This window comes from Vibrio sp. RM-41-2B (assembly GCF_024744415.1).
Lineage (GTDB): Bacteria > Pseudomonadota > Gammaproteobacteria > Enterobacterales > Vibrionaceae > Vibrio > Vibrio diabolicus.
In genome coordinates this window covers 11,637-29,243 of record NZ_JAMQWD010000037.1, presented here as the reverse complement: position 1 = coordinate 29,243, position 17,607 = coordinate 11,637, and the positions used below count along the sequence as shown (strand labels likewise).

Below are 17,607 nucleotides of genomic sequence, written 5' to 3'. Positions count from 1 at the left end.
CGCTGTACATAAGAGGTCAATATGATTTCTCAATTGAGCAAAAGTATTCGTCAGTACATGTTAGTGACGTTTAACTATTGGAACTTTACCGTGACCGACGGAGCGCTGCGTATGCTGGTGGTGCTCTATTTTCACGACTTGGGTTATTCCACGTTAGCTATTGCCTCACTGTTCCTTTTCTATGAATTTTTTGGTGTGGTGACCAATTTGATTGGTGGTTGGTTGGGCGCAAGGTTAGGCTTGAACAAAACCATGAACATTGGTTTAGCGATGCAAGTGTTTGCGTTGTTGATGCTGGCAGTACCCAACGCATGGCTGACGATTCCTTGGGTGATGGCGGCACAAGCTTTGTCGGGGATTGCCAAAGACCTCAACAAGATGAGTGCCAAGAGTGCGATTAAAACGCTAGTGCCAGACGAGCAGCAAGGCGCGCTTTACAAATGGGTGGCGATTTTGACGGGCTCGAAGAACGCGCTCAAAGGAGCAGGTTTCTTTGTCGGTGGCTTGTTGTTGTCTTGGGTGGGTTTCCAAAACTCGATGTTTATTATGGCGAGTGTGCTGGCATTGGTGTTTGTTTGCAGCATGATCTGGCTAGAAGCTGACATGGGTAAAGCAAAGAGCAAACCTAAGTTTCGCCAAATTTTCTCCAAATCTGAATCTATAAATATTTTATCTGCGGCACGTATGTTCTTGTTTGGGGCGCGTGATGTTTGGTTTGTGGTCGCTCTGCCTATTTATCTCGGCAGTGTGTTTGGTTGGGATCACTTGTGGGTCGGTGGCTTTTTAGCCGCATGGGTCATTGCTTATGGGTTTGTGCAAGGCTTTGCGCCGCGTATTACTGGTAAAGCGCAAGGTCGCGTGCCTGATGGTAGTGCAGCATTAGTATGGGCAGGAATTCTTGCGTTAATTACGGGCGGTATTGCTTATGGTGTGCAAATCGGTTGGCAGCCTGAGTTGGTGATTGTTGTGGGGTTAATGATTTTTGGCGCTGTGTTTGCCATTAACTCTTCACTTCATTCGTATCTGATTGTGAGCTATGCCAAAGGCGATGGTGTGTCTCTCGATGTTGGCTTCTATTACATGGCCAATGCGATGGGACGTTTGATTGGCACGGTATTATCGGGTTGGATCTACCAAGAGGCTGGTCTTGCGGCGTGCTTATGGGTCTCCTTTGCTTTCTTGGCGCTGACGACGCTGATTTCGATTAAGTTGCCAAAAGCTAACGTTGCTACTGCGTAACTATCCCCAGTATTGCTATCTGTAGATGGTATAAATGGCTCCAAGTCGGAGCCATTTTTGTTTCTTATGCGCCGTTGATGTAATCAAACTGTGTGGGTTTGGCATCGAGAGTGAATGCTGATGTTTGGTTTTTGTTCCCGCCAACGGATTAGAGTGGCGATGAAATCCACGTTGTAGGTCATTGTTGCGTTAAAAATAAGCAAAAACAGATTGTTAACCATTTCACTGGCTGAGATTTACCCTATGCTATAAACGATAAGCGACTCAAAGTAGGGAAAGGTATGAGAGAAAGGGTTCTGTTTTTTGATTTATTGCGCTGCTTTGCTGCGGTGGCAGTGATCGCCATTCACGTCTTGGCCCCTTATCGAAATGAGTTAGGAGTGATTCCGTTTGACCAATGGTTGACGGCGGTAGGCGTTAATAGCGTTACCCGCTGGGCGGTGCCAGTTTTCATTCTGATCACCGGAGCGCTGATGCTCAGTGACACTCGGCCATTTGACGGTAAGTATTATATCAAAAGGCGTTTAGGCAAAGTCCTAGTCCCATTTCTTATTTGGTCGATGTTTTATGCATACCTCTCTGGCTGGACGGCTCAAGGGTTTGACTTTGAAACCGTAAAAGAGGTGTTAAGCAATAGCCCATTTCACGCAACGTATTACCACCTCGGTTTTTTCTATTACTTTATACCTCTGTATTTTGTAATTCCGTTGTTCCAATGGATGGTACGCAACGTTGATGACAATGTGTTGTATACCTATCTCGCATTTTGGCTTTTCACCAGCACGCTGTTTTTGTTCAAGATTGATGGTCCGTGGAGTAACCAAATGTGGCTCTACATGGGTTACCTTCCACTGGGGTATGTTCTATTTCAAAAAGTACCTTTGAACCGCTCTATGGTGACCTTATTTACAGGGTTTGGCCTCGTCGCGTTGGCTGTGACATTTACTATGGTCGTGACGAACAGTTTAGAGGCGGAGAAGTACACGGTTGGACGCTGGCTTTCTTACAAAACACTGAATGTCATTCTAGCGGCTTCGATGATTTTCATGATCGGTCGTTACTTTGGGGAAGGCTTGTCACCAAAAGTACAAAAAGTGGTGAGTGTGATCAGTCAGCACAGCTTGGGGATTTACTTACTTCACCCAATTTTCTTATGGCCGATGAAAGCGTTTGGTTGGTACACCGGACATCCCGCATGGGTGATTCCAGTCTGGATCATTATCAGTGGAGCTGGAGCCTTGGCGATGAGCTATCTATTTTCTCGCTCTGCCAAGACTCGTTGGTTACTGCCTTAACGTTTGATGGCGAAGTGAAGGAATTTGTTACCACGATAGGTTAGCGTTCCTTTATCTCCAGGGGTGAGTGCATGGTAGTAGTGCACTCCAATTTGGAACTCTCGTTTAGGGCCAATAGAACCGCGTTGGACATAAATCCAATATTCTTGGTCGTCTTGGCCTGGTGGTGCATCTGGGATGTCGATAGCTTGCTTATCTAAAATAGTTACCTGTGCACTTTGTTCTGGAGCGTCTTCGCCCACATAGTGCTTGCTATAGAAACGAAAAAATACCCATGCGCCCAAAGCAATAAGGGCGAACAGGGCGACAATAAGTGAGATTGGCATGTTAACCTCCGATGTTTCATTGAGCTCTATTCTACAGAACTCATTGATGAAACGATGAGTTGAGATAACTTATTCATAATCTAATGAAAGGGACATGAATTTTATTCGGCGCACTTCACGGTTTATCTCAATGGGGACGCGATGAAATCGTTGCTTCATCTGCAAGCTACGTCACTAAAGCTGAACTAAGCAGCTTTCACTTGTCTGGCTATATGCGCTCAAGGGCACAAATTGAAAGTAAAATTGCACTTAACGGCTCGAAAAAGCTCTAAATTTATAGAAGAATAAAAATAACGAACACGGGAAGGGTCTGGTAAGGAGGGTTACGATGTCAGATATTGAAAAAGTAGTCATGCGTACCCGAACGATCGAAAAACTTTTGCGTACTCAGTACCATGCAGAAGGGAAAGGGTTACACCAACTTATTAATAGTTGTGAAGAACGTTTACCACATGACGTGATAGCGAAGCTTCGTTTTATCGCTACTGTGCGTAATAAAGTGGTTCACGAAGACGATTATAAGCTGGATGATCGGAAAGGCTTTATGGCGGCATGTGACGCTTGTGAAAAAGAGCTAACGCCAAGAAGCTCTCGTTTTATTTGGCGTGCAGCAATTTTGCTAATGACGTTGATTACGCTCGCCGCTCTTGGTTTCTACTACATGCACTGGGATATCTTGTCCAAACACATACAGTAGAAAAGCACAGATAAATAAAAAAGGACGCATTTGCGTCCTTTTTTATTTTTAATCAGTAGGTTAGTACATCATTGGCAGTGTCATTAAACCCACAACCACTGCAATCATTACCAGCCCTTGTTTTTGAGAAGATGAAATCATAACACTACCCCTTAATCTTTGATGAACTCGATGAATTTAATATAGCACTGTTTTTGGGGTTTGATCAACATATGCTCGATAATCTTTTCAAAAAATACACTTAACTTGTCTTTTTTTACGTGTTTTTGACTAATGAAACTGTGTTTTTTGTGTTGTATTTAAAATGTTCGTATTGTGTGATTGTTGTTCGTATTTGATTTAAGTGTATGATTTTAAAGTGTCAATCTTGGTTTGTTGTTGGCTTGGAAATTGTTTTTTGTTTCGGTTGGTATGTTGATTGCCGATTTTGTCTGTGTTTCTCAAAAATTGAGAAAATAAAAAGATGTGCTATGGAGGTGCATCATTGAGTTGAGGTGTGGAAGGGGAATTTTCTTATCTAATGAGAAAATATGGGCTTAAAAAGTGTTTAGTGATTTGATGGTTTATGAAGTCGGTATTTTCGATGGTTATTGAGAATGTGGCTTTATTTATCATTATCTTACGTTCGTTATTTGATGTTTTTGTTATTGAGTTAAGTTTGATTTTTCATGTTGTTCTAATCTGTTCATCGGTGGTTTCTACTATCTTAGCTCGCTACCAAGACGATTTTCTGTTTTGTGTCTGTTATTTATTCTTGTTGCCTGTGATGTATACAGTCTGATGGTTTAGTCATCAGTTTTTGACGTGATGGGTTACCAAGGCCATTGGGCTGCTTTTTAGTTAAATGGCCTGACTAAGCGCGGGTTATTGTGCCGTGTGATTTGATGAACTTGGCTCATGGGATAGGGCTCTGCCCCATATTTATGGCTGTCATTAAGGCTCATCGACTTAATTGTTGTGCAGACTGAGGGTTACAAAATGTTTCGAATCGCTAGCGAGATCCAACTTTCGCAGATTGTGTCTTTACATCAAAACTGGTCTACCTAGACTAGCGGCGAGTTTAAGTAAAAGGTGTATACGGCATGTGGAGTTGGCTGGCGATAGGGCTATCAGGTGTGTATTCCGTGTTGGGAGCAAAACAAGCTAACCCGACACAATCCCTCGTGTTTAAAATCTTTACTCTGCTACTTCTTCTTGTGTTGGTGTTAACTCAAGGTGCATCCGCAACATATACCTACTGGATTGCGGGTGGGCTTATTGTGTCTATGGTGGCAGATACGCTGCACTCGTTTAAAACTCGCAAGCTAATTTACTTTGCTGCGTACTTACTTGCTCAGGTGTGCTATAGCAAGTCATTTTGGGTGCAGCTTAATGGTGAGATTGTCTGGTGGCTGTTGGCCCTACTGCTCGCAGCGAGTATCGTGGCGTTCTTTTTGTTGCTACCTCAACTCGACTCTCTGGTGTTTCCTGTTGTGATCATGGGGATGATGTTGGTTCAGCTTGCTTGGGCGGCGGGTGAAGTTTGGTTGCAGGCCCCGAGCTATGCCAATGCTATCGGTTTCAGCGGAACCCTAGTTTTGATCTATTCGGCGTTGGCGTATGCGATACACGGTTACCGAAAACCGATGAAACACGCCTATTTGTGGGTAAGTGGTAGCTACTTCTTTGCCCACGCCCTCATTGTTGCCTCTATCATTTACTAATTTAAGTCAAAGCAGCTCCCGAAGATTTCAGTAAACTGGACGTATTGTTCTTGATGACTGGAGTCAATAATGAGTGAAATCCATGCCCACGAGCTGCTAAACCTACTTCGAGAAACGCCAATGGATCGCGAAGCGCTGGCACAGCACTTTGGCAACACCGTTCGCTTTCATACCTGTAAACTGAATGATCTAGACTTAGACGCATTGCTAGCATTTTTGCTCAAGCGCGACAAAATCCGTGAGCTTGAAGGTAAGTTTGTGGTCAATATGGCGCGTGTCTGCAATCACTAAGCGGCGGCTATGATGCGAGGGTGAATATGCTGTTTTCGCCCTCAGCCATGTACTCACGTTATCAGTTTGCTATACACTGGCCGCCATTTTTTAGGTGAGGCCAGAATATGGACATTCTTTCTGCAGCGACCATGCTGTTTCTAATCATGGACCCTCTCGGTAATTTGCCGATTGTGTTGTCTATTCTCAAGCACATCGATCCTAAGCGTCGCCGTAAGGTATTGATTCGTGAACTACTGTTTGCCTTACTAATCTTGATGTTGTTTCTGTTTGCAGGACAAAGCATCTTAAGTTTTTTGCATGTCCAGCCAGAAACGCTCAGCATTTCAGGTGGCATTATTCTCTTCATTATCGCGATTAAGATGATCTTTCCGAGTGCTGGTAGCATCACTGGACTGGCGGCAGGCGAGGAGCCCTTTATTGTTCCGATGGCCATTCCTATGATCGCGGGCCCTTCAGTGATTGCAGCATTGCTTTTGCTATCTTCACAGCATCCAGAAAAAATGTTGGAAATGTCCGCATCAGTTGTGATTGCCTGGGGCGCAACATTTTTTATTCTAATGTTTTATGGCTTCTTTAATCGTTTGTTGGGCGAGCGTGGTCTAAAAGCGGTAGAGCGTTTAATGGGCTTGTTGCTGGTGATGATCTCCACTCAAATGTTTTTGGATGGTGTTAAGAGTTATCTTGGGTGACGGAATAAACGCAATAAAAAAGCCGCTCTTGAGAGCGGCTTTTTAGTATTTGGGCGATTACATCATGTGTTTACGACGAATATCAAGCAGGGCAAAAATACCAAAGATCAGGATGGAATATTTTTCCCAACTGCTCATTTTAATTTTGTCGCCAAATGCGCCAATGAAGATGGCCATTTGCAAACCGTGCATGATGAACAAAAAAGCGGTCATGATGTACAGCGCAATCGCGGCATTGCCGGGAAACGGCATAAATATATTGAGGATCAATACTAACCAAACAAAGGCGATAGCCGCTTTGGCCAGCATAATTAATGCTTTCATTTAAGTGTCCTTTTAAATCGAGGCGTTATGCGGAGGTACGTTCATATAGACGGTAACTCACTTGGCCTGCTGTTTTTTCTCGATGTAACTGCCAGTTTTCTGGTAAGTCGGCAATATTGAGTTCTTTTTCTGTTTCAATATAAATCATCGCGTCTTCCGCGAGCCAGCCATTTTGTTCTAGCAGAGCCACGGTTTCATCCAATAGTCCCTTACGAAAAGGTGGGTCAATAAACACCACATGATGCGCAGTACCCGGCTGTTTTAAAAAGCTCAAGGCATCTGTATTCACTACTTGGATGTTGTTCGCGTTAAGAGACGCCACGTTCTTCTGTAATTGCTGAAAAGCTTGTGGATTCAGCTCGACCATGGTCACTTGCTCTGCTTGGCGCGAAGCCGACTCAAAGCCTAAGCCGCCGGAGCCGGCAAATAAGTCGAGACATTTTGCTTGCGGCACATCTTGAGCCAGCCAGTTAAATAGCGTTTCTTTGACGCGATCGGTCGTTGGGCGTAAGCCTTCAGCATCGTGTACAGGAAGTTTTCTGCCTCTCCATAAGCCACTAATAATGCGAACAAAGCCCGTTGTTGGCTTTTTTTGTGATGAGTTTTGCTGGCGACGTCTTACCATAGATTTTTTGACCGCTAATAAAGTGATACTATATCTAATCGCCCAAGCCGTGAGCTTGGAGCTTGGATACAGCCCAGAATATTCAAGATGACAGAGTGTAACACTAATAAGATTAGAATTACCTAATCGGAAAGTTTTCACAACTTTGTCATTAGCCTTTTTTAGACAGATAATAATCTTGTCAAAAAAGAGTCATTAATAGATAAAAGAACAATCTAGGATAGCCCCAGATGACGGAAAAAAAGAAGCGCGGATTACTTTCGTGGCTAGGTTTTGGTGACGAAGAACAAAGCCCAAAACCAAAAACTGAAGAAACAGTAAAAGAAGAAGCAGTGGAAGCGCCTTCTGAAGAGCAGCAAACCGACGCGGCTGCTGAGCAAGCGGAAGCAACGCCAGAACTTGAAGAAGAATCGAAAAAAGCGGAGGCTGCCCCAGCAGAAGCAGAAGCAGAAGCAGAAGCAGAAGAGCCTGCTGCACCTCGCGTTCAAGAACAAGAAAAGCCAACAGAGAGCTTTTTTGCTCGCCTCAAACGCAGCCTAAGCCGCACAAAAGCAAACATCGGTGCTGGCTTCTTCGGTCTGTTCAGCGGTAAGAAAATCGATGAAGACTTATTTGAAGAGCTAGAAGAGCAACTGCTTATTGCTGATGTGGGCATGAATACCACAACAAAAATTATCAACAACCTGACAGAAAAAGCCACACGTGGCGATCTGAAAGACGGCGAAGCCCTTTATGGTTTGTTGAAAGAAGAAATGGCTGAGATTCTTTCTAAAGTCGAACAGCCACTAGAAATCGACAGCAACAAAACGCCTTACGTCATCTTAATGGTTGGTGTAAATGGCGTGGGTAAAACCACGACCATCGGTAAGCTTGCCAAGCAGTTCCAAACTCAAGGCAAAAAAGTGATGCTTGCAGCGGGCGATACTTTCCGTGCCGCAGCGGTTGAGCAGCTACAAGTGTGGGGTGAACGTAATAATGTTCCTGTGATTGCTCAACATACTGGCGCAGACAGTGCTTCTGTTATCTATGATGCGATTGAAGCGGCAAAAGCACGTGGTGTGGATGTTGTGATTGCCGATACCGCGGGTCGTCTACAGAACAAAGCGAACCTAATGGAAGAGCTGCGTAAGATTGTACGTGTGATGAAGAAAATTGATGACTCTGCACCACACGAGATCATGCTGACGCTAGACGCAGGTACAGGGCAAAATGCCATCAGCCAAGCGAAACTTTTCAGTGATGTTGCCCCTCTAACCGGGATTACCTTGACTAAGCTGGATGGTACAGCGAAAGGCGGCGTAATTTTCGCTATTGCCGATCAGTTTGGTATTCCAATTCGTTACATTGGTGTGGGTGAAGGTATCGAAGACTTGCGTCCATTTGAAACTCAAGAGTTTATTGACGCACTGTTTAGTCGTGAAGAATAAAAAGAGTTAGAGGAAATCAACGGTGATCAAATTTCAGCAAGTGAGCAAAGCTTACCGAGGTGGTCGACAAGCACTGCAAAAAGTCGATTTTCACCTGAGGCGCGGTGAAATGGCGTTTTTAGGCGGGCATTCCGGGGCTGGTAAAAGTACCTTGCTGAAATTGATCTGCGCGATAGAGCGCCCAACCGATGGAAAAATCCATTTTAATGGTCACGATATCACGCGCATTCCAAGCAAAGACATCCCTTTTTTGCGCCGCAATATTGGGATTGTTTTTCAAGATCATCGTCTACTGATGGATCGCAGCGTATACGACAATGTCGCTCTGCCGATGCGCATCGAATCGATTTCTGAAAACGAAATCAAACGCCGCGTTTCTGCGGCGTTAGATAAAACTGGCTTGCTTGATAAGGCTCGTTGCCTGCCGAGCCAACTCTCTGGTGGTGAGCAACAACGCGTCGGTATTGCCCGTGCCGTGGTCAATCGACCAACGTTGCTGGTGGCTGATGAGCCGACAGGTAACCTCGATCCCGAACTATCCAATCGCGTATTGCGTTTGTTCGAAGAATTTAATCGTGCTGGAGTGACCATCTTACTCGCCACACACGATGTGGGGTTAGTAAACACTCGCCCACAGTATCGTCATTTTGAATTAAACCAAGGCTTCCTAAGTGAGGTAGAAGACTATGGCAGGTAACAAGCACTCCCAAAAGAAGGGGAAAGGCCGCAGTGCCAAGCGTGCGAATACCGATGGTTTTTTCTCTGTCCACGCAAAACAAGCTAAATCCTCTTTTAGCGCCTTATGGCAACGACCACTAGGCAACATTCTGACCCTAGCGGTCATCTCCATGGCACTTGCCATGCCAGCTTGTTTGTATCTATTGGGGAAAAACGTTGCGGGGGCAGCGGAAGATGTGGCATCTCCCTCGCAAGTTAGTGCTTACTTAGTAGAAGGCATGCCGGATGCACGTGTGATGGTTCTCAAAGATCAAATTGAAACTTGGCCTTTGGTAAAAGAAGTAGAATATATTTCTCCACAGCAAGGTCTGTCTGATTTGAGCCAATATGCAGGATTCGATCAGGCTATCAGCCTTTTAAGTGGCTATGCGCTACCCGGTGTGTTGGTGATTACGCCAGCCTCGGAGCTAAAAAGTGATATTCAGTCATTAGCCAAAGACGTTCGAGAGCAACAAGACGTGACCGATGTGAGACTTGACGAAGACTGGCTGGCGCGTCTTGATGCGATCAAAACTCTCGCGAGTATTATTGTCATTACTCTGACAGTGTTGATGCTCGGTGCGGTATTTTTAATCGTTGGCAACACGTTGCGATTTAATGTGCTGGCGAATAAAGAAGAGATTCAAACCATGAAACTGATCGGTGCAACGGACAGTTTTATTCTGCGCCCTTATTTGTACACGGGGATGTGGTTTGGCGTATTAGGTGCCACCATCGCGTGGTTGGTAACGGCTTTAGTGACCATTGTTATGAATAGTGCGGTGGAAGATCTTGCTGCATTGTACGACAGCCAGTTTCGCCTGATTGGTCTAAGCTGGGATGAATCTTTGCTATTAATCATCATTGGTAGTCTTTTGGGATGCATTGCGGCGCGCTTTTCGGCGCAACGACATTTAAAAGAAATTGAACCAGTTTAAGTGATGAAGGTCTTACTACTTGGATTTTATTAGCACTAGCTAATCTGGATCCCTTGTTTAGACCGAATGTTTATGGATAATTGCTTCCCCTTCTTGAAACTTGTTCATTTTGAGTTCAAGATATCGAAGCTAAATTTGCAATGTAATGCTCCAGATCAGAGATTGATGAGGAATTGAATGACAAAAGAAGCGTATCCGATGGCTCTAGTCACGCAAGATAGCCTTGATAGCTATATTCGCTCAGTAAACAGCTACCCAATGCTGACTGCAGACGAAGAGCGTGAGCTGGCAGAACGATTACACTACAAAGGTGAGATTGAGGCTGCAAAAGGTCTAATTCTTTCGCACCTACGATTCGTTGTTCACGTTGCTCGTGGTTACTCTGGCTACGGTTTGCCAATGGCGGACCTTGTGCAAGAGGGTAACATCGGTCTAATGAAAGCCGTTAAGCGTTTTAACCCAGAAGTAGGGGTTCGCTTGGTGTCTTTTGCTGTCCACTGGATCAAAGCAGAGATCCACGAATACGTGCTACGTAACTGGCGTATCGTGAAAATTGCGACCACTAAAGCGCAACGTAAGTTGTTCTTCAATTTGCGTAAGTCGAAAAAGCGCTTGGGTTGGTTTAACAACGGTGAAGTCGAAACCGTTGCGCGTGAGTTAGGTGTTGAGCCTTCTGAAGTTCGCGAGATGGAATCACGCTTAGCGGCGGTGGATTCAACCTTTGATATGCCAACTGATGAAGACGACAGCTCAAACGCTTACACAGCGCCGATGCTGTACCTAGAAGACAAATCGTCTGATGTGGCTGACAACATCGAAGCTGCAAACTGGGAAATGCACACCAACAACCGCTTGGGTCATGCATTAGCGAGTTTGGATGAGCGTAGTCAGCGCATCGTGCGTTCTCGTTGGTTAGATGATGAGAAAGCAACATTGCAAGACTTAGCTGATGAGTTTGGTGTTTCTGCCGAGCGTATTCGTCAGCTAGAAAAAAACGCAATGAAGAAACTAAAATTGGCTGTGGGTGAATTTTAAGTTCTACTGCTAATTGAAAGTAAGATTTTCATAGAAAGCCGAGATCATGTGATCTCGGCTTTTTTATTGTCGATCGAAAATCGATAGCGTTTGCGATCCATATTTTATGTGCTACCTGTGTATAACTCTGTGAAGTAATTATTTATCAATTGTTCGAAACCCGGACAAAATAAGGGATTCAAGCACTTTTCCATCTGGGGATAGTTATAGATATACACACAGTTAGATCAGGATCATCACTACATATTGTGGATCAAAAGATCCAAATACACTTTATCAACGCAATTCACAGCTTTATCCACAAATGGTTGGAATGTGTACACTTTTTAAAACCCTGATTATCCATGTGTCTAAGTTTGCCGTTGGATAGGTTACAATAGCGGCAGTATACCCAAGCGGCTTCAAATATAGATTTTATGCTGTACCACGGGTGCTGATTAGCACGTTAGGTTCGAGGTTGCTTGGGTATATTAATAAGACAATGAGAAAGTAAATGGATCAGTTTAAGCATATCGATGTACAAGGTGCGCAAGCGCTGCTCGAGCAGGGTGATGCAAAGCTTGTAGATATCCGTGACCCTCAATCGTTTGCCGTTGCGCATGCGGAGTCCGCGTATCATTTAACTAACGATACGATCGTTGCGTTTATGGATGAAGTGGAGTTCGAACAACCTATTCTGGTGATGTGTTACCACGGCATTAGTAGCCAAGGTGCCGCACAATATTTAGTTAACCAAGGCTTTGAACAGGTGTACAGTGTGGATGGTGGCTTTGAAGCCTGGCACCGAGCAGAACTACCGATAGTGAGAAGTTAATGAAGAGATTGGTAACGTTAAATAATCCACGTATGGCGCAAGCCTTTATTGATTATATGGCCTCTCGCAAGATTGATATCCAGATGATGCCAGAAGGGGATGGGCAATTTGCGCTGTGGCTGACCGATAGCCAACATGAAATAGAAGCGGAAGCTGAACTTAAGCTGTTCCTTGCTAACCCGTCTGATTCAAAATACAGCGCTGCCTCGTGGGACGTTGCCGATACTCGCAAGAGCACATTTCATTATTCTAGCCCGAGTATCATGAGCATGGTCAAAGCAAAAGCAGGCCCAATGACTTTGCTGATCATGACGGGGTGCACCATCATCTACTTGTTACAAATGTTTGGCTTTGGCAATGGCGTGTTTAAGTTGTTGCACTTCCCGGCCTTTGAGGGGCAACAATGGCAAGTGTGGCGATGGCTAAGTCATGCGTTACTGCACTTTTCAGTGACTCACATCGTGTTCAACTTACTATGGTGGTGGCAGTTGGGGGGCGACATCGAACGTCGTCTCGGTTCCGGTAAGCTATTGCAACTCTTTGTAGTATCAGCAGCGCTTTCTGGGGCTGGCCAATTCTATGTTGAAGGGGCAAACTTCGGTGGCTTGTCTGGCGTGGTCTATGCACTGCTTGGCTATTTGTGGATATTGGGTTACCGCTTGCCACATTTAGGCCTTACGCTACCCAAGCCAATCATCGTTTTTATGTTGGTATGGTTAGTTCTTGGTTTTGTGCAGCCGTTCATGGCGATTGCAAACACCGCTCACTTAGTGGGTTTACTGTCGGGGATGGCGATTGCGCTGTTTGATTCAGGCAAGATGAAATACCAACAGCAAGCCTAAAGCTGAAATGAAAAGACCGCTCAAGAGCGGTCTTTTTTATGTTCAAAACGATTTGGGTTTATTGGTAAAGGTATTTTGTAAACAACAAATCGGCAATGATGGTTTTACCTGTTTCGGGCAAAAGTGTTTCGTTGAGGGTCGTCACTAAGGTTTTGCGCAGATCTTCTCGGCCAGAAAGGGACTTAATAGTATCTTCTGTTTGCTTACCCAGTAATTCAATTACTGCATCGCGAATCAAAGGTTGGTGATGCTCAACAATCGATAAATCTTGTTGGCTCATTACCATGATGTCGATGCGCACTTGCACATAACCTAACTTTTTGCCTTTGGTGTAAAAGTTAGTAGTGAGATCAGGCTCAAGGGTAAAGTATGCCAACTTAGGTCCAGCTTCTTCCGTTTCAGCCCAACTTGGTGCGGCGAACAGTATGGTTAACGCAAAAATAATTTGGGCTATATAACGTTTGTACATATTTCTAACTTTTCTTTCTCTGGATCGCGATATTCGAATCGCTTCAGTCTTGATACAATGGGCCGTCTATAACAAATAACGGAACTTACGGTTACATACATTACTATGGACGGTAAGTTGTTGCTTTATTGTACGCATAAAGCCTCCAATTGAATACTAGTATGAATCAGCCAACATCACTCTATCTTGCTTCTTTATTGGAAGTAGAGTGGCAAAACCCCGACGAATTCGAATTTCCAAATGAATTTGCCAAGCACTGGCTTGAAGAGCAAGGGTCTTTGTCACGTCGTTTAAAACAACACTGCCAAGCATTAACGGTAGAATTGCTACAAAATCAGATCGTCACTGCGGCGACGTTAAAACAGGACGAAAGCCAGTTATTGTCCGAACAAGATTGCTTACTGCGAGAGGTAATTTTGTGTGGTGACAATGATAACTGGGTTATCGGACGGACATTAATTCCTCGCTCAACCTTAGTTGATCAGCAGTATGATTTGGCTCAACAAGGGGATATCCCATTAGGACTAACAGTGTTCAGCGCAGACAACGTTGAGCGAGACTCTTTGCAAATGGGATGGGTAGCCGTACCAGAAGGACGTTTGTTAGCGCGACGCTCAAGGTTGTGGATGAATCACAAACCGATGCTGGTCGCCGAGTTATTCTTATCTAATTCACCAGTTTACGCTAAGGAGACAGTGTAAATGTCCGCAGAAAAAGCCAAAGCATATTGGCAACTGATGCGCATGGATCGCCCGATTGGTTCACTGTTACTGATGTGGCCAACGATTTGGGCGCTGATTATCTCAGCCCAAGGGATGCCGAGTTGGGATGTATTTATCGTGTTTGTATTGGGTGTATTCCTAATGCGTAGCGCGGGGTGCGTGATTAATGATTTTGCTGACCGCAAAGTCGACGGCCATGTAAAACGTACCAAGCAACGCCCACTGCCATCAGGGAAAGTGACAGCAAAAGAAGCGATTGGATTATTTTTGGTTTTGGGTATCAGCTCATTCTTGTTAGTGCTGACCATGAACCCGTTGACGATTCAGCTATCCTTCGCTGGCATCGTGTTGGCGTTCATTTATCCATTTATGAAGCGTTACACTCATATTCCACAGCTCTTTTTAGGCTTGGCGTTTAGCTGGGCAATTCCAATGGCGTGGGCTGCACAAACCGGGGAGCTACCACTGATAGTTTGGTTTGTGTTTCTGATTAACGCTTTATGGACCATTGCTTATGATACTCAATATGCGATGGTCGATCGCGATGATGATTTAAAGATTGGCATTAAATCGACGGCAATTTTGTTTGGTCGTCATGACAAGCTTATTATTGGTGTGTTGCAACTGATTACGCTCGCGATGTTGGTTTGGTTAGGGCAGTTCTACCAATTGGGACAAAGTTACTACTGGACCCTTTTGATTGCAGCGTCGTTGTTTGTTTATCAGCAGCACTTAATTCGTCACCGTGAGCGGGAGTTGTGCTTTAAGGCTTTCCTCAACAACAACTATGTTGGCATGGTGATAGCGATAGGGTTATTGGTCGCATTTTGGTAAGCGAAGAAATAGCAAAAAGGCATCCGATTGGATGCCTTTTTTCTTATTTTGGAAGAAGGTAAAACGGTTACGACTGAAGTTGATGAATACTCTCTTCGATCGTCAGTTTCACTTCTGGATAAAGCAGAGTGAATAGTAATCGTGCAAATTGCTGCGTTTTCTTCGTGTCACAGTTACCATCGTTATCGAGGTATTTTTGCTGTTTGAGCGTATTGAACATAGCGGTAAACACACCTTTATCGAAGAATTCTGGCGCATTAATACCGTGTAAGCGTCCTAAACGTTGAGCAATATCTTGGCTCTTCTGTTCTAGGTCCGATTTACCGAGCTCTGGGTAAGCAACAAGCAAGTTCATCGCGATAGAGTAGCGCTGCAGTGTTTCCGTGATTGTACGACCTAGCAGAACCAAAGGCTGGTTGTTCGACTGATTGATCTCCAGCTTATCACCATCGAGGCTAATCATTTTCTGATCGGCAAACTCATGCAGTGTTTTAACGACCAATTCATCCAACTCGTCTTCTTGATAGCTTAAGAACAACTCTTTCTTCAAGAATGGGTAGATTTGCGCGACATTCGCTTGAATCTTTTCTACCGAGAGGTTGCGCTGACGAATGATCATCTGAGCAATTAATGATGGCAGAGCAAACAAGTGGATGATGTTGTTGCGGTAGTAGGTCATCAGGATCGACTGGCTACGATCCAGCGAAATGATGTCACCCATGCTATCGGTTTCAATCACGAACTTATCAAGCGAAATTGCATGATCGACCAACTCCTCAGCACTTTCGGTAGGGATAGTGGAGGTGCTTGAGTACGGGTTGTTTTTGAGTAGCTTTAAGTAACACTCAATCTGGTTGATCAGCGAGTCACGAGAAAGTGCACGTTGACGAGAAGCAAGCAGTGCGGTTGCACATAAGGTCAACGCGTTTGCTGCCGCCGCATCGTTGATGTGCGTCATCATCTTATTAGCAAGGTCGTTGACCACAGGGTTCATCCATTGTGGTTTGTTACCACCCATGCTGTCGATGTCTTTCGTCCACTCAGGAGCATGCTCGTTCAAGTATTGGTTGAGCTGAATTGGCTCACCGAAGTTCACATAGCCCAAACCAAAGTTACGCAGTTTACGCAGAGTACGCAGTACAAGCCCTGCGTTTTCTTTCTCTTTGCGTTTGCCACGCAGCTCTTTCGCGTAAGTGCCTACTTCCATTACGTGCTCGTAACCGATGTAGACCGGCACTAGTGTTACTGGGCGGTTTAGACCACGTAGCATTGCTTGGATGGTCATAGCCAGCATGCCCGTTTTCGCTTGCAGTAAGCGACCTGTACGTGAACGACCACCCTCACTGAAGTACTCGACTGAATAGCCTTTGGCAAACAGCTCAGCTAGATACTCGCGGAAAATGGTTGAGTACAGTTTGTTGCCTTTAAAACTACGACGAATAAAGAACGCCCCACCGCGACGGAAAAGAGGACCGGCCGGGAAGAAGTTCAGGTTAATGCCTGCCGCAATGTGCGGAGGCACCATGCCTTCATGGTATAGAACGTAAGACAATAGTAGGTAGTCCATGTGACTACGGTGACACGGAACGTACACAATTTCGTGGCCGTCTTGCGCTAAACGACGCACAGTCGAGGCGTTATTGATGTGCAACCCTTGGTACAGCTTTGTCCATAGCCAACTCAGGATGCGGTCGCCGTTTTTCACTAGACCGTAGGAGAAGTCGGCGGCGATTTCATCCATGATGTCGTGGGCTTCTTTACGTGCCTTATCAATCGAGATATTTTTGCTCTTGGCTTCGTCAGCGATCGCCAGTTCAATAGCTGGGGATTTTAATAAACGAGCAAACAACACTTGGCGTTGTGGCAGGTTTGGGCCTGAAGCCGCAAGTTTTTGGCGAGAGAAGTGGATACGCGCCACGCGAGCCAATTTGTGCGCAATTGCGCTGTCGGTACCGTGAGAGTCTGCCATATAACGCAGAGATACCACGGGACTAAAGCGAACCAAGCAGTCGCGTCCTGCTGCTATTACCGCTTTCGCCTTTTGCGGGCCATTCATTGGCTGAAGGTAAGGCTTTTGGTTTTCTTCTTTACCTGGTTTACGACCCCAAAGCACGGTTGCAGGGATCATTTGAACGTCCAACTCACTATCCAGCTTATGCAGTTCCAGTAAGTCAGAGAACAGAGAGACAGAGTCGGTTGGGACATCATTATCGTTGTTCATCACAGTTGGACGCGCAGCGATAAAGACGAAACGGTTCAGCGTTTTGCCATTGATTTCCAGCGGACTGAGCGGGTCAGGCAGACCAAGGCTCATGGCTTGTTTTTGCAGTGTCAGCAAATCCACGTTCGAGCGGAACGGTAGGGCATATACAATCGGCTTAGCGAGGTCGATATTCAGATCTTCAATCGGGTTCGACGGGATTGTGGTGCCCTTTACCAGTACCGATAAAGGTAGTTTTAGTAATGAACGTGAAAATGATTGTCCAGAAGACATAAAGTTCACAGCCTCAATAGGTATTCAAACAGGCCTAACCTTATTTCAGTGTCCGCTTTGCATGTCTTCTATAGAAAAAGAAATGAGTACGGCAAAAGAAATAAGCCTAGGCGATAAAATTTA

19 protein-coding genes are annotated in these 17,607 nt (G+C 45.0%); 14 read left to right on the top strand and 5 right to left on the bottom strand.

What is annotated here, in order from left to right:
* Positions 1-21 precede the first annotated feature (21 nt).
* Entirely contained in the window at positions 22-1,239 is a 1,218-nt protein-coding gene (gene arsJ, locus NB463_RS17385) for an organoarsenical effux MFS transporter ArsJ (RefSeq protein WP_005393820.1), read from the top strand.
* Positions 1,240-1,520: 281 nt separating this feature from the next.
* Entirely contained in the window at positions 1,521-2,534 is a 1,014-nt protein-coding gene (locus NB463_RS17380; protein WP_005393819.1) for an acyltransferase, read from the top strand.
* Here the strand turns inward: NB463_RS17380 and NB463_RS17375 are convergent.
* On the bottom strand, positions 2,531-2,860 hold the full coding sequence (locus tag NB463_RS17375) for a DUF2500 domain-containing protein (protein ID WP_258432266.1): 330 nt from the start codon (positions 2,858-2,860) through the stop codon (positions 2,531-2,533). The two genes, NB463_RS17380 and NB463_RS17375, sit on opposite strands and share 4 nt — an antisense overlap.
* Positions 2,861-3,188: 328 nt before the next feature.
* Here NB463_RS17375 and NB463_RS17370 point away from each other — a divergent pair, with 328 nt between their 5' ends.
* From NB463_RS17370 to NB463_RS17355, 4 genes are all read left to right on the top strand, one after another.
* Positions 3,189-3,557 carry a hypothetical protein gene (locus NB463_RS17370; protein WP_005393815.1) on the top strand — a complete coding sequence of 123 codons (369 nt, stop codon included), beginning with the start codon at positions 3,189-3,191 and terminating at the stop codon, positions 3,555-3,557.
* 1,082 nt (positions 3,558-4,639) lie between these two features.
* Positions 4,640-5,260 carry a lysoplasmalogenase gene (locus tag NB463_RS17365; RefSeq protein ID WP_005393811.1) on the top strand — a complete coding sequence of 207 codons (621 nt, stop codon included), beginning with the start codon at positions 4,640-4,642 and terminating at the stop codon, positions 5,258-5,260.
* Between the two features lie 69 nt (positions 5,261-5,329).
* Positions 5,330-5,551 (top strand): YecH family metal-binding protein, encoded by a 222-nt coding sequence (locus tag NB463_RS17360; RefSeq protein ID WP_005393809.1) that lies wholly within the window; start codon positions 5,330-5,332, stop codon positions 5,549-5,551.
* Between the two features lie 107 nt (positions 5,552-5,658).
* On the top strand, positions 5,659-6,243 hold the full coding sequence (locus NB463_RS17355) for a YhgN family NAAT transporter (protein WP_005393807.1): 585 nt from the start codon (positions 5,659-5,661) through the stop codon (positions 6,241-6,243).
* Positions 6,244-6,300: 57 nt separating this feature from the next.
* On the opposite strand, the gene NB463_RS17350 is transcribed toward NB463_RS17355, so the two are convergent.
* On the bottom strand, positions 6,301-6,567 hold the full coding sequence (locus tag NB463_RS17350) for a DUF1145 domain-containing protein (protein WP_005378704.1): 267 nt from the start codon (positions 6,565-6,567) through the stop codon (positions 6,301-6,303).
* A gap of 25 nt (positions 6,568-6,592) precedes the next feature.
* A complete protein-coding gene (gene rsmD / locus NB463_RS17345; protein ID WP_012841297.1) occupies positions 6,593-7,192 on the bottom strand; it encodes a 16S rRNA (guanine(966)-N(2))-methyltransferase RsmD in 600 nt (199 codons plus the stop codon).
* A gap of 230 nt (positions 7,193-7,422) precedes the next feature.
* Between rsmD and ftsY the strand changes: the two genes are divergently transcribed.
* The 6 genes from ftsY (at position 7,423) to glpG (ending at position 12,965) form a co-directional block, all read left to right on the top strand.
* The gene (ftsY, locus tag NB463_RS17340; RefSeq protein ID WP_258432265.1) at positions 7,423-8,619 is read left to right on the top strand and encodes a signal recognition particle-docking protein FtsY; all 1,197 of its coding nucleotides are present in this window, start codon (positions 7,423-7,425) and stop codon (positions 8,617-8,619) included.
* Positions 8,620-8,641: 22 nt separating this feature from the next.
* The gene (gene ftsE, locus NB463_RS17335; protein ID WP_005393800.1) at positions 8,642-9,316 is read left to right on the top strand and encodes a cell division ATP-binding protein FtsE; all 675 of its coding nucleotides are present in this window, start codon (positions 8,642-8,644) and stop codon (positions 9,314-9,316) included.
* A complete protein-coding gene (gene ftsX, locus NB463_RS17330; RefSeq protein ID WP_005393793.1) occupies positions 9,306-10,274 on the top strand; it encodes a permease-like cell division protein FtsX in 969 nt (322 codons plus the stop codon). The genes ftsE and ftsX overlap by 11 nt, the downstream gene beginning before the upstream one ends.
* Before the next feature lie 177 nt (positions 10,275-10,451).
* Positions 10,452-11,309, top strand: coding sequence for an RNA polymerase sigma factor RpoH (gene rpoH / locus NB463_RS17325; protein ID WP_005378693.1), 858 nt, complete (start codon positions 10,452-10,454; stop codon positions 11,307-11,309).
* Positions 11,310-11,802: 493 nt separating this feature from the next.
* A complete protein-coding gene (gene glpE / locus NB463_RS17320; RefSeq protein WP_005378691.1) occupies positions 11,803-12,123 on the top strand; it encodes a thiosulfate sulfurtransferase GlpE in 321 nt (106 codons plus the stop codon).
* The gene (gene glpG / locus NB463_RS17315) at positions 12,123-12,965 is read left to right on the top strand and encodes a rhomboid family intramembrane serine protease GlpG (protein WP_170903530.1); all 843 of its coding nucleotides are present in this window, start codon (positions 12,123-12,125) and stop codon (positions 12,963-12,965) included. Before glpE ends, glpG begins: the two co-directional genes overlap by 1 nt.
* A 58-nt stretch (positions 12,966-13,023) precedes the next feature.
* Here the strand turns inward: glpG and NB463_RS17310 are convergent, their stop codons facing one another.
* Positions 13,024-13,434, bottom strand: a complete 411-nt coding sequence (locus NB463_RS17310) for a flagellar basal body-associated protein FliL (RefSeq protein WP_046874381.1) — start codon at positions 13,432-13,434, stop codon at positions 13,024-13,026.
* Positions 13,435-13,595: 161 nt separating this feature from the next.
* Here NB463_RS17310 and NB463_RS17305 point away from each other — a divergent pair, with 161 nt between their 5' ends.
* Both NB463_RS17305 and ubiA read left to right on the top strand, forming a co-directional pair.
* Positions 13,596-14,135: a chorismate lyase gene (locus NB463_RS17305; protein ID WP_080955994.1), complete on the top strand. Its 540-nt coding sequence runs from the start codon at positions 13,596-13,598 to the stop codon at positions 14,133-14,135.
* Positions 14,136-14,990 (top strand): 4-hydroxybenzoate octaprenyltransferase, encoded by an 855-nt coding sequence (gene ubiA, locus NB463_RS17300; protein ID WP_005393780.1) that lies wholly within the window; start codon positions 14,136-14,138, stop codon positions 14,988-14,990.
* Between the two features lie 67 nt (positions 14,991-15,057).
* Here ubiA and plsB read toward each other — a convergent pair whose 3' ends face one another.
* The gene (gene plsB, locus NB463_RS17295; protein WP_053807606.1) at positions 15,058-17,484 is read right to left on the bottom strand and encodes a glycerol-3-phosphate 1-O-acyltransferase PlsB; all 2,427 of its coding nucleotides are present in this window, start codon (positions 17,482-17,484) and stop codon (positions 15,058-15,060) included.
* Between the last annotated feature and the right edge of the window lie 123 nt (positions 17,485-17,607).

Coding starts and splice junctions, on each gene's coding strand:
- arsJ (WP_005393820.1), top strand. CDS start 22: ATGATTTCTCAATTGAGCAAAAGTATTCGTCAGTACATGTTAGTGACG.
- NB463_RS17380 (WP_005393819.1), top strand. CDS start 1,521: ATGAGAGAAAGGGTTCTGTTTTTTGATTTATTGCGCTGCTTTGCTGCG.
- NB463_RS17375 (WP_258432266.1), bottom strand. CDS start 2,860: ATGCCAATCTCACTTATTGTCGCCCTGTTCGCCCTTATTGCTTTGGGC.
- NB463_RS17370 (WP_005393815.1), top strand. CDS start 3,189: ATGTCAGATATTGAAAAAGTAGTCATGCGTACCCGAACGATCGAAAAA.
- NB463_RS17365 (WP_005393811.1), top strand. CDS start 4,640: ATGTGGAGTTGGCTGGCGATAGGGCTATCAGGTGTGTATTCCGTGTTG.
- NB463_RS17360 (WP_005393809.1), top strand. CDS start 5,330: ATGAGTGAAATCCATGCCCACGAGCTGCTAAACCTACTTCGAGAAACG.
- NB463_RS17355 (WP_005393807.1), top strand. CDS start 5,659: ATGGACATTCTTTCTGCAGCGACCATGCTGTTTCTAATCATGGACCCT.
- NB463_RS17350 (WP_005378704.1), bottom strand. CDS start 6,567: ATGAAAGCATTAATTATGCTGGCCAAAGCGGCTATCGCCTTTGTTTGG.
- rsmD (WP_012841297.1), bottom strand. CDS start 7,192: ATGGTAAGACGTCGCCAGCAAAACTCATCACAAAAAAAGCCAACAACG.
- ftsY (WP_258432265.1), top strand. CDS start 7,423: ATGACGGAAAAAAAGAAGCGCGGATTACTTTCGTGGCTAGGTTTTGGT.
- ftsX (WP_005393793.1), top strand. CDS start 9,306: ATGGCAGGTAACAAGCACTCCCAAAAGAAGGGGAAAGGCCGCAGTGCC.
- rpoH (WP_005378693.1), top strand. CDS start 10,452: ATGACAAAAGAAGCGTATCCGATGGCTCTAGTCACGCAAGATAGCCTT.
- glpE (WP_005378691.1), top strand. CDS start 11,803: ATGGATCAGTTTAAGCATATCGATGTACAAGGTGCGCAAGCGCTGCTC.
- glpG (WP_170903530.1), top strand. CDS start 12,123: ATGAAGAGATTGGTAACGTTAAATAATCCACGTATGGCGCAAGCCTTT.
- NB463_RS17310 (WP_046874381.1), bottom strand. CDS start 13,434: ATGTACAAACGTTATATAGCCCAAATTATTTTTGCGTTAACCATACTG.
- NB463_RS17305 (WP_080955994.1), top strand. CDS start 13,596: ATGAATCAGCCAACATCACTCTATCTTGCTTCTTTATTGGAAGTAGAG.
- ubiA (WP_005393780.1), top strand. CDS start 14,136: ATGTCCGCAGAAAAAGCCAAAGCATATTGGCAACTGATGCGCATGGAT.
- plsB (WP_053807606.1), bottom strand. CDS start 17,484: ATGTCTTCTGGACAATCATTTTCACGTTCATTACTAAAACTACCTTTA.